6 protein-coding genes are annotated in these 12,053 nt (G+C 43.6%); 4 read left to right on the forward strand and 2 right to left on the reverse strand.

Going from position 1 to position 12,053, the window contains the following annotated elements:
• Positions 1–77: 77 nt before the first annotated feature.
• The 4 genes from OSCIL6407_RS0122665 to OSCIL6407_RS0122680 all read left to right on the forward strand — a co-directional run bounded on the left by OSCIL6407_RS0122665 (position 78) and on the right by OSCIL6407_RS0122680 (position 10,458).
• Positions 78–5,168, forward strand: coding sequence for a WD40 domain-containing protein (locus OSCIL6407_RS0122665; RefSeq protein WP_007354100.1), 5,091 nt, complete (start codon positions 78–80; stop codon positions 5,166–5,168).
• A gap of 551 nt (positions 5,169–5,719) precedes the next feature.
• Entirely contained in the window at positions 5,720–6,799 is a 1,080-nt protein-coding gene (gene fba / locus OSCIL6407_RS0122670; protein WP_007354099.1) for a class II fructose-bisphosphate aldolase, read from the forward strand.
• 374 nt (positions 6,800–7,173) lie between these two features.
• Positions 7,174–8,844 carry an efflux RND transporter periplasmic adaptor subunit gene (locus OSCIL6407_RS0122675; protein ID WP_007354098.1) on the forward strand — a complete coding sequence of 557 codons (1,671 nt, stop codon included), beginning with the start codon at positions 7,174–7,176 and terminating at the stop codon, positions 8,842–8,844.
• A 396-nt stretch (positions 8,845–9,240) separates the two neighbouring features.
• On the forward strand, positions 9,241–10,458 hold the full coding sequence (locus OSCIL6407_RS0122680) for an ABC transporter permease (RefSeq protein WP_007354097.1): 1,218 nt from the start codon (positions 9,241–9,243) through the stop codon (positions 10,456–10,458).
• Positions 10,459–10,462: 4 nt separating this feature from the next.
• Here the strand turns inward: OSCIL6407_RS0122680 and OSCIL6407_RS36535 are convergent, their stop codons facing one another.
• Entirely contained in the window at positions 10,463–10,606 is a 144-nt protein-coding gene (locus OSCIL6407_RS36535) for a hypothetical protein (RefSeq protein ID WP_155523418.1), read from the reverse strand.
• Between the two features lie 10 nt (positions 10,607–10,616).
• On the reverse strand, positions 10,617–12,029 hold the full coding sequence (locus OSCIL6407_RS0122685) for an LCP family protein (RefSeq protein WP_007354096.1): 1,413 nt from the start codon (positions 12,027–12,029) through the stop codon (positions 10,617–10,619).
• Positions 12,030–12,053: the final 24 nt, after the last annotated feature.

The following is a 12,053-nucleotide window of genomic DNA, read 5'->3' on the forward strand; positions in this document are numbered from 1 at the left end:
AAAATTGCGATCGCATGATTTTTCACGCATTAGTATTAGAATGCTAGGAATAGGCAAAAGGGGAAGGAATTCAAGGAATGATTAACCCGCAGGCAGAAACAGACACAGCCCTAGAGAATAAACAGTCACTACAAACTCTCTCCAGAACCCTCGCCATGTCTCAGGGGCAATTTTCCCTGATTTTAGTGCGCTGCAACTACGCCTCACTAAGAGAGCAAATAGTAGAACAACTGCGTCAACAATATCCCGTCTCCCTGCGAGAACTCGTCCTCCCCGTCTCTGTCAAGACACTTTATACTACTATCGAAGCAGAACTGGGCGGCGAACACCCAGGGGCTTTAATGGTATTTGGTCTAGAAACAGTAAGCGATATTGACCAAGTGCTGACTTCAACTAATTATGTAAGAGAAGAGTTTCGCAATAATTTTCCTTTCCCTATAGCTTTATGGGTAACGGACAAAATATCAAAAAAGCTGATTCGTTTAGTTACAGATATCGAAAGTTGGACGACCACAATTGAATTTAGTCTCAGTCCTGATGAGTTGATCGATTTCTTAGGTAAAAGCGCCAGCCGTTTATTTTCTGCGGTCTTAGACGAGGGCGCTTGGCGATTAACCAATAACGCGATTTTAGGTGCGAGTTCTGCTTTAGAATTGGAGTCAGCTCGCCAAGATTTACAAAGTTATGGCATTAGTTTACACCCTGCTCTCGAAGCCAGTTTACACTTTATTCTGGGGCGACAGGAATATGCTAGCAACTGCATTGATGCAGCCCTGGAACTTTATCAGCAAAGCTTGAATTTTTGGCAAAATGAATTTGTAAGAATGAACGGTGAAGGAGAATTAGTGGTTTCATCCTTCCACCTTCCGCATTCCTCTTTATTAGAAGGTGTTTTACTGTTTCATATCGGATTATGCTATCACCGCCACGCGGAACAGAAACGCACTGGCAACGTCTCTTATTGGACAGAAGCTAAAAATCATCTCCAACGGTGTATTAATATTTTCGATCGTGCTGGGCGACAAGACTTAGTTGCTGAGTTTATTAATCAACTTGGTGAGGTATTACAGCATTTAGAAGATTGGGATAGTCTCTGGGATTTGGCGGTTAAATCTAGGAGATTGCATCAAGATATTGGGGAACCAGCACAAGTGAATTTAGCTCAAGATTATGGCTTTCTCGCTGCTGTTGCCCTAGAGCGGAAAGAATGGGAAAATGCCAAAGAATGGGCGGCAATTGCTCTAGAAATTTTGCCGGCAACAGTTGCGAAAGAAACGGAACACGAGACGCGGGTAAAATCTCAGTACAAAAGTTTGTACCTGTTAATTTTAGCAATGGCTGAGAATGAATTAGGTGAGAAAGCTCTGGCTATACACCACTTAGAAATTGCCTGCCGGGAAAGCTTGCCTGTTTACGATCCGCAATTATATCTCCGGCTTTTAGAAATGCGGAGAGAATTATATTTTCAAGAGGGATACTATCTCGAAGCTTTCAAAATTAAGCAAGAATATCGCGCAATTGAACATACATATCGGTTCCGGGCATTTATTGGTGCTGGGAGATTACAGCCCCATCAAGAAGCTATTAATCCTGCAATGGAAACGACTGCACCTGCTGCAACCATTGCTGATGAAATTACCGCTTCCGGCCGGGAAAGGGATCTCAATCGCTTGATAGAGCGGATGAGCAGTACTCAACACAAATTGACAGTTATTTACGGTCAATCGGGAGTGGGAAAAAGTTCGATTGTGAGAGCAGGATTAGTCCCTGCTCTTAAACAAAAAGCAATTGATTCTCGTAGTGTTTTATCATCGGTGCTGCAAGTTTACAATGACTGGCGGCGGGAATTAAGGAAGCAGTTATCCATTGGGAAAAGCAAAATTACCGGGCAGCCAATTGAAGAATTTGCGCCGGAATTTGCCTCTAGTAACGATTCGATATCTACTATAGATGCAGAGTATAAAACAGAGGAATCTAACTCTGATTCTAAGTTTGAATCTGTAGGAATAAATGGTGCTGCCATGCAGTCGGCACAGGAGGCAGCAGTAGACACTGCACAAATTATTGAATTACTGCGAAAGAATGCAGAGCAAAAGAATTTGCTCACAGTCTTGATTTTCGATCAGTTTGAAGAGTTTTTCTTTTTGTGGAAAGAGCCAGCAAAAAGACAGGAGTTTTTTGAATTTTTAAGGTTGTGCTTAAATATTCCCTTTGTAAAAGTCATCTTGTCAGTGCGGGAAGATTATTTACATTATTTGCTAGAGTTCAGTCGCCCCAAACATCCTATAAATGCGTTTGACAATGATATTATGGGGGACATTCTTAGTAAAGATATCCTCTTCTATTTAGGGAATTTTTCCCCAGCAGACGCTCGTGCTGTGATTAAAAAATTAACTGAACGCTCCCAGTTTTACTTAGAACCAGCGCTGATTGATGAGTTAGTAAAACACTTAGCTCAAGATTCGGGAGAAGTGCGACCAATTGAGCTGCAAGTTGTAGGCGCACAACTACAAGAAGAGGAGATTACAACATTAGCTCAATATCAACAATTAGGTGCTAATCCCAAACAAAAATTAGTGGAGCAATTTTTAGAAGAAGTTGTTAAAGACTGTGGGCCAGAAAACGAGCGGGCAGTGCGGCGAGTTTTGTACTTGCTGACAGATGAAAATGATACTCGTCCCCTGAAAACTCGCGCCGAATTAGCGACAGATTTAGCAACACTTGAAGAATCTGATAAATTAGATTTAGTTTTAGAGCTATTGGTAAAATCTGGGCTGGCATTTCGCTGGACTGAAGTACCAGTAGAGCTTTACCAGCTCATTCATGACTATTTAGTTGCTTTCATCCGCCAACAGGAAGAATTGGATAGGCAGAGTGAATTTGCGGAGTTGCAAAAGCAAAATAAATTAAACCGAGATCAAATCGAGAAATTCCGCCAAGAAAAAGAGTTAGCAGAAGCCAAAGAAAAACAGCGAGAAGCAGAAGAAAAACTTCAGAGAAATCAGAGAAAACAACAATTTTGGATAGGATTTATTACTGTAGTTGCAGGTGCAATTGTTCTGGGCGCGTTTACTTTGTCTGCATCTATCCAAGCTGAACAAGCAAAGAAGGCTAAACAGGAAGCTGAAATTGCTCGTATTGATGGGTTAATTTCGGGGTCGGAAGTTCTCTTACTCTCAAGTAAAAACGATCCGTTGGGGGTATTACTAGCTAGTGTCAAATTAGGCAAAGAATCTGAAAAAACTGAATTGTCAATCGCAACTAAAAATCAATTGGCAGAAAGACTCAGACAAGTTGTCTCTGGCTTACAAGAACGCAATAGTTTTGAGGGGCATGGTAAAGGTATCTCTGGGGTAAGTTTCAGTCCCGACGGTAATACAATCGCCTCTGCAAGTGCGGATTGTACTGTGAGAATTTGGAACAAAAATGGTCAAGTAATTGGTGTGCCTTTGCAACACAATGATAGTTTATTTGGGATAAGTTTTAGCCCAGATGGTACAACGATCGCGACTACATCTGCTGATAAAATTGCGAAATTGTGGCGGGTTAAAGATGGAGTTGCGATCGCAACTTTCAGGAGTCACGATGAACCTGTAACTAGCGTCAGTTTTAGTCCCGACGGTCAAACTATTGCCACCGCTAGTTACGACAGAACAGTGAAACTCTGGACTAAAGGCGGTATTCTGCTAAGAACCTTAATAGGTCATAGAGATTGGGTGTTGGGGGTGAGTTTCAGTCCCGACGGGAAAACGATCGCCTCCGCTAGTAAAGACGGTACAGTGAAACTCTGGAACCTAGACGGTAAAGAACTCAGAACTCTCAAAGGACATACAAGTTGGGTTTACAGCGTCAGTTTCAGTCGCGATCGCAAAACAATTGCTACCGCTTCGGCAGACAACACGATCAAACTCTGGAACCTAGACGGTAAAGAACTTAGAACTCTCAAAGGACATAACGATCACGTTGTGAGTGTCAGTTTCAGCAACGACGGCGAAACGATCGCTTCCGGCAGTGCAGACGATACAATCAAAATTTGGAACGCCTACACTGGCGAATTACTGAACACTCTCAGAGGACATCAAGACGACGTGCGATCGGTAAGTTTCAACCGCGACGGTACAATCGCCTCTGGTAGTTACGACAAAACTATAAAAATCTGGCAGCCTGATAGCACTCCTTTAAGCAAAATTCTCGCCGGACATAGCGATTGGATTTATAGCATTAGTTTCAGTCCCGATGGCAAGATTATTGCTTCGGGAAGTGCCGACAAAACTGTAAAAATTTGGCGTACTGAGGGCAGTTTAGTAAAAACTGTTTTTAGCAATCAAGGTTCTGTTAGTGCCGTTAGTTTCTCGCCTAAAGGAGATATCTTCGCAACCGCAGGCGAAAACAAAACTGTCAAACTCTGGAACCTGGAAGGCAAGGAACTCAAAACCCTAAAAGGCCATGACGGAGAAGTTTTTAGTGTTAGTTTTAACCCGGAAGGGAGTGTAGTAGCAACTGCTAGCGATGATAAGACTGTTAAACTTTGGAACCGTGACGGTAAACTACTTAAAACCCTCAATCATCAAGAAAGTGTTAATAGCGTCAGTTTCAGTCCCAATGGCAAAATTATTGCTTCAGCAAGTGAAGATAAAACGGTAAAACTTTGGCGGTTTAACGGCAAGGATACGAGTTTGCTACAAACTCTCAAACACGCCGACAGTGTTAACAGCGTCAGCTTCAGTCCTCAAGGCGATATTATTGCCTCTGCCAGCAATGATAAAACTCTAAAACTTTGGAATCTTGACGGGAGATTGCGACAAACTCTTAATAGTAGCGATCGCGTTATTGGTTCCAGCTTCAGCCCCGATGGAAAACTAATTGCCTTAGCGAATGCTGATAATACTATTACTTTGTGGCAATTTGTGGGAACGAATGCGACATTGCTTAAAACTATCCAGCACACGGCTAGAGTGATTAGTTTGGGTTTCAGTCCAAATAGTAAAATATTGGCTTTTGGAGGTCGAGATAAAACAGTAACTTTGTTACCAGTGGATAATTTGAATCTAGGCAGCATTGTCGCTCGCGGCTGCGATTGGATGCAAGATTATTTGATGTACAATCCGATGGTTAGTAACAGCGATCGCAATCTTTGTCAGACAAATAATATAGGATCGCAACCCTGAGATCGTTAAAAAATTTATCTACCAAATCCGATGATGGTAAACTACTTACGATCGAGGCTTCGGGTAGTTTGCGAGTTTAACTGAGGTTAATTTGTGAGTAGTAAGTAGAAGGAAGAAGGAAGAAAAATTTAGTTATCTAGGAGAGAAGGAAGAATGTTTATACACTCAGCTTTTTAGCCATCCCGATCTTATGTTTATCCCTATTATGTCACTTTGGTCAGAGAAAAAGGCTTTCGCCTTGCGATCGCTCCTTTGAGCAATTAGGCTTTCGGGTTTTGGGGTCAGGTAAAGAATCTGACACCTTTTCGCAAAAAACTGGAGTAGTTTGATGGTTTACGAGATACCCGAAGAGGATTTATGGCGTTTTACGTCCTAAACGCCTTGGCCGTTGCTATGACTGGGTATTTCCTTGCTCCCCTAGTCCCTCCCGTCCCTAAGATTCGCTAAACATATTTCGCTATATGTGGCAAAGTGTCTTAAGATTGTCCTAAGAATTGAACTCGTCTAAGACCCACTGCTTAGAAACTACAAATAATTTAGGAGGAACATCTATGGCGATCGTACCCATGCGGCTACTGCTGGATCACGCGGCGGAAAACGGTTATGGCATTCCTGCTTACAATGTAAACAACATGGAGCAGATTCAGGCTATCATGCGGGCGGCGGATGAAACCAATAGCCCCGTAATCCTGCAAGCTTCTCGCGGTGCTCGTTCTTATGCTGGCGAAAACTTCTTACGCCATTTGATTTTGGCTGCTGTGGAAACTTACCCCCACATCCCCATTGTCATGCACCAAGATCATGGTAATGCTCCCGGTACTTGCTATTCGGCGATTCGCAACGGTTTTACCAGCGTGATGATGGATGGTTCTTTGGAAGCAGATGCTAAGACTCCTGCTAGCTACGAATACAACGTCAATGTTACCAGCGAAGTTGTGAAAGTAGCTCACTCCATTGGCGTTAGCGTGGAAGGCGAACTGGGCTGTTTGGGTTCTCTGGAAACTGGTATGGGTGAAGCTGAAGATGGTCACGGTGCTGAGGGTGTACTCTCTCACGACCAATTGTTAACTGACCCTGACCAAGCTGTGGATTTCGTTGAGCAAACTCAGGTTGATGCTTTAGCCGTTGCGATCGGTACTTCTCACGGTGCTTACAAGTTTACTCGTAAGCCAACTGGTGAAGTTTTAGCAATTAGCCGCATTGAAGAAATTCACCGCCGCTTACCGAATACTCACTTGGTAATGCACGGTTCCTCTTCTGTTCCTGAAGATTTGCTGGCTTTGATCAACCAGTATGGCGGTAAGATCCGGGAAACTTACGGTGTACCTGTCGAAGAAATCCAAAAGGGAATTCAAAGCGGTGTCCGCAAGATTAATATTGACACTGACAACCGTTTGGCGATTACTGCTGCGGTGCGTGAAGCTTTGGCTGCTAAGCCTGAAGAGTTCGATCCTCGCCACTTTATGAAGCCTTCGATTAAGTATATGCAGAAGGTTTGTAGCGATCGCTATCAGTCTTTTGGTGCTGCTGGTCATGGTACTAATATCAAGCAAATTTCTCTGGATGATTTTGCAGCTAAGTATGCTAAGGGCGAACTGAAAGCTATTTCTAAGAGCGCTGTGACTGCCTAAGAGTTATAGATTTTAGATCGTATCTAAGGTCTAAAGGATAATTTGCCGGGTGGCTTTTGGGCTACTCGGTTTTTTATTGTTTGGAATCAAGATGAACTATAGCAGGAGGCAGGAGGCAGGAGGAAGGAGGAAAATGCAATCAAAGAAATGGTTTGGGCGATCGAGAATGTCTTAACCGTTGTGGCGGTTGCTATACCTTAAAAGATACAAATAAAAATTTGTAATATTTTGAAATAAAGAGCTATAATTCTTTATATAGGCTAGCTAAGACGATTGCCCGAAATCACCCAAATGGGTGAATCTGAGAGAGGATGCGCGATCGCCACTGCCAACCTTATGCTGAAAGTAATCCTGAGTTTAAATAGTGAGTCGGTATGATCGTTAGCCATGACAAGCAAACTGCTGCTCAGGTCAAAGTGAAAGATTCTAAACCCTTTGAACCGCAGCCTCCTAAGAAACCCACTCGTAAATTTAATCGGTGGGCGATCGGACTGCTTGCAGCAGGTTTGCTGGCTGTACCAACTACCATATATATAGTCAAAAGTCAAGCTAAACCACAGGCGGATATTATTCAATCTCTGACTGTCCCAGTTGAGGCGCAAAACCTGACTGTGCGAATTACGAGCTCAGGGACAGTCCAGCCAGTACAGAGAGTCAACCTGAGTCCGAAAACCTCTGGCCGGATAGCGGAATTGTACGTCGAACAAGGCGATCGCGTACAGCAGGGACAATTGATCGCCCGCATGGAAAGTCGCGACATAGAAGCCCAACTGATGCAAGCTCAAGCACGTCTAGCTAGCGCGATCGCCAAACTAGACCAACTTCAAGCCGGGAACCGCCCAGAAGAAATCGTCCAAGCTCAAGCTCGGTTAGAGCAAATTGAAGCCAATCTAGCACAACTGCGATCGGGTAGCCGTTCCGAAGAAGTCGCCCAAAGTCAAGCTAGTTTAAATGAAGCCCAAGCCCGTTTAGCAAATGCTCAATCAGGGAGTTTATTACAAGAAATAGCCCAAGCAAAATCTCAAATTGAAGCCAATAAAGCCGCAGCCGAACTGACAGCTCAACGCTTAACTCGAAATCAGGATTTAGTGGAAGAAGGTGCAATTTCTCAAGATCAATTTGAGGAGTATAAAAAAGAAGACCGCACTGCTAGAGCGAATGTACAGGAAGCTGAAAGGCGCTTACAACAATTACAAGAAAATCGGCGATCGCAGATCCAACAATTGCAAGCCGCCGTCGAACAACAGCGACAAGCCTTAAACCAAAAACAGAACGGTACTCGCCCCGAAGAAATTACTAGAGCCGAAGCCGAAGTTACAGAAGCTAGGAGCAAGTTAGCCCAGCTTGTTAATGGTAGTCGCCCTGAAGAAATTGCTGCCGCTAAAGCAAATGTAGCAGAAGTAAATGCCCAAGTTAGTTACTATAAAGTCCAGTTAGAAGATAGCAGAATTCGCGCTCCTTTTGGAGGAATTATTACCCAAAGATACGCTATTCAAGGAGCATTTGTAACTCCCACTACTTCAGCCTCGGCTACTGACTCTGCAACTTCCACCTCTGTTGTTGCTCTAGCGCGAGACTTGGAAGTTTTAGCTAAAGTACCAGAGTCAGATATCGGTCAAATTAAACCCGGTCAAGTCGTAGAGATTGTAGCAGATGCTTATCCCGATCAAGTGTTTACAGGGAAAGTTAAATTAATCGCTCCCGAAGCGGTGAAAGAACGAGATGTGACTTTATTTCAAGTCAGAGTAGCTATTGATAAAGGCAAAGACTTGTTGCAGTCGGGAATGAATGTCGATCTCAGGTTTGTAGGTCAACAACTGAACAATGCTTTAGTTGTACCGACAGTAGCGATCGTTACTAGCAAAGGCAATACGGGGGTGCTAATTCCTGATGAGAAAAGTAAACCTAAGTTTCAACCAGTTACTATTGGTTCTACTATTGGCAACAAAATTCAAATACTTGAAGGAGTCAAAGCAGGCGATCGCATTTTTGTTGAACTTCCTGAAGGACAAAAATTAGATGACATCATTAAAAATCGTAAATAGGTAATGGTTAATTGTTAGTTGTTATTTGTTAATTGTTAGTTGTTGCTTGTTCGCGATCGAGTATTAAAAACAGGCAATGACTACAATTGGTAGTAGTGGCTTTAGCTAATTTATTCTATTCTATAAATTGAGCAGCTACAGCCACTAAAGACGAGCATAAGAGTTTATTTATGTGTGTCTATTTAACCACAACAACTAATAACTAAGTAGGTGGGCATAAATAAACGTAAGGTGGGCGCTCGCCGAAACCATATTAGCGAATCGTGACAAATTTTTGCGGCGAGCGCCCACTCTACAAGTTAGCGTTTATTTATGCCCGACTACTTAACAACCAACAACTAACAACCAACAACTAACAATTAACCACAAACAACCAACAACTAACAATTAACAAAAATGGATATTATTGAAAGCGTAAAAATGGCGACAACAACATTAATGGCTAACAAGCTTCGTAGTAGCCTGACAATGTTAGGAATTATCATCGGCAATGCTTCCGTAATTGCGATGATCGGCATCGGTGAAGGAGCTCAGAAATATGTGAGCGAACAAGTTAACTCTCTAGGGCCAAACCTGCTATTTGTAATTCCGGGGAGCCCAGATGCACAGCGTCGTCCCGTTGTTCCACCCCTGACATTAGTGCTCGCAGATGCAGAGGCGATCGCACAGCAAGTTCCCTCTGTCGAAGAAGTCGCCCCCACCCTCAACGACAGTCAACTTGTCACCTACCGCAGTAACAACGCTTCCAGTTCCATCATCGGGACAACACCGCAATTTCTTTCAGTAAGAAGTTTTGACGTTGCTAAGGGTAGATTTATCACAGATTTGGACTTAAAACGGCAGGAAAATGTAGTAGCTTTGGGCTCAGAAATAGCCCAGAGATTATTTGGTGATGTGCAACCAATTGGTCAATATGTCCGCATCAAAAATAACACTTTTCAAGTAATAGGAGTCATGCAGCCCAAGGGTTCAACTTTTGGTGATAACCAAGATATGAACGTATTTGTACCGCTGACAACAATGGCAAATAGAATAGTTGGACGTTCATCTCCCTACGGTATTAGAGTAACATTTATTTCAGTTTCCGTTAAAGATGAAACCCAGATGAAAGCAGCCCAGTTTCAGATTGAAAATCTGCTGCGGCTGCGGCATAAAATTACTAAAGACGATGATTTTACCGTTCGCAACCAACAGGATTTACAAAATACTTTGGGAGGAATAACGGGAGCGCTCAAATTAATGTTAGCTGCCGTTGCCAGTATTTCCCTATTTGTTGGCGGAATTGGGATTATGAATATCATGCTAGTTTCCGTTACTGAACGCACTCAAGAAATAGGTTTGCGGAAAGCGATCGGTGCATCTAGGCAAGATATTTTGATTCAATTTATGATTGAATCGGTGATTTTGTCGGCGGCTGGAGGTGCGATCGGTACGATGATTGGTGTTGGTGGCGTGATGGTAGTTGGTGCGATTAGTCCCCTGCAAGCAGGAGTTTCCCCAGTTGCGATCGCATTAGCTGTAGGTGTTTCCGGTGGTATCGGTTTATTTTTCGGTGTCGTTCCCGCACGACAAGCTGCTAAATTAGACCCGATTGTGGCTTTAAGAACTGCTTAGAATTTCAAGGGTGCGCGATCGGCTTAAAGGGTAGGGGATGGCTAGGCTTTAGATTAAGAGCGATCGCCCACATCTTCCTACTCGATAGAATCCCCAGTAATCTAAAAGTGCGATCGCCCTCAATAAAAGTCAAAAAACTTTCACTCACCACCCACAATCTAAAAGTTATTAGATCTCCCCTGACTACCCTTTCTCTTCAACCAATCCTTACCCAACTTAATCGTCACATCCGATCGCAAACTCCCCGTACTCTCAACCACAACCTCCCCAAAACCCAAAGACTGGCGAATCGCCTCAGCACCCTTAACATTCCCATCTTGAGCCACAATCCGAGTCACCGCCAAAGGTTCAGGCCAAGAGTTCCCTAGTCGCACATTCTCATAGCCAGCTTCAGACAACATACTCACAAACCCATCAGTAGCCGCATCATCTCCCGTACTATCTAAAACAGCCACCCTCAATAATTTCGGGTCTACATTTTCCACTCCCCAGGAATTAGTACCAAAATCAAAGTGTTGAGCCATCAGAGTCTCGACAGCAGTTTCATCAGGTAGCCAATAACTGGCCTTAAACTCCTTGGGATCGCTAAACTCTCCCGGAACCATCAACATCTGTATCCCAGAACGGTCAGTGTGAGTACCAAAACCAACTAAAGCTACTAATTCCTCAATACTCAAATTTGTATCAATATGAGACTGAATTACGGACAAAACTTTCGGCAATTTCGATACCAAACTTAAATTGAGTTCCTGCTCCATAAAAGCCCGCATCAAAAGTTGCTGCCGCTGCACTCGTCCAATATCCCCTAAATCATCATGGCGGTAAAGTAGATACTGCACGATTTGCTCCCCTGTCAGATGTTGCTTACCAGCCTTTAAATCGATGTACAAATGCTGGCTTTCATCTATATACTTCATGTCTTTAGGGACATACATAGTCAAGCCACCCAGGGCATCTACCAAGCTCTTTATCCCTTGAACATTAACAATTACATAGCGGTCAATTCCCACACCACCCAGGAGCGAACTTACCGACTTTGCTGCCAAGGCCGGGCCCCCATAATAATTCGCCTCATTAATTTTGCTCAGCCCCCTCCCCTCAATATCAGTTCGAGTATCTCGCGGGATAGAAAGCAAGCTTAACTTTTTGTTCTGAGGGTCAAATCTCACCAACAGCATCGTATCCGTTAGCCCCTTAAAAGAGTTAACCCAAGTGAAATATCCCGGACTATCTTTAGGCGGCTCATCCAAGTCTGAACTCAGAACCTTGAGCCCCAACACTAAAATATTTACCGGGCGAGTGAGTTCTGGCATCCTCATGTTCATTTTTGCCAGATCCCCTTGAGAAAATACCGCAGCTTCTTCGGGACTCAACTGCTGCTGCTGAAGCGGTGTAGTAGAAAGAGATACTGCTAGCAGGGCTCCGGCTGTGGCGGAAAGCATCGCCACTCCTGCCAAACCAAAACCAAACCCCAGCCAACGTCCTCGGTTAGATTGGGGAGATTTTTTCACGAAAGGTTGACCATTTGTTTGCTTTCTAGGGTCTGGATTTTGCATTTTCTGAGCTGACACGGGCTTCCTCACACACAAAAAGAA

It is taken from the genome of Kamptonema formosum PCC 6407, from assembly GCF_000332155.1.
Taxonomy (GTDB): Bacteria; Cyanobacteriota; Cyanobacteriia; order Cyanobacteriales; family Microcoleaceae; genus Kamptonema; species Kamptonema formosum.

Excerpts from the sequence above, each read along its gene's own strand:
- OSCIL6407_RS0122665 (WP_007354100.1), top strand. The coding sequence starts at position 78 with ATGATTAACCCGCAGGCAGAAACAGACACAGCCCTAGAGAATAAACAG.
- fba (WP_007354099.1), top strand. The coding sequence starts at position 5,720 with ATGGCGATCGTACCCATGCGGCTACTGCTGGATCACGCGGCGGAAAAC.
- OSCIL6407_RS0122675 (WP_007354098.1), top strand. The coding sequence starts at position 7,174 with ATGATCGTTAGCCATGACAAGCAAACTGCTGCTCAGGTCAAAGTGAAA.
- OSCIL6407_RS0122680 (WP_007354097.1), top strand. The coding sequence starts at position 9,241 with ATGGATATTATTGAAAGCGTAAAAATGGCGACAACAACATTAATGGCT.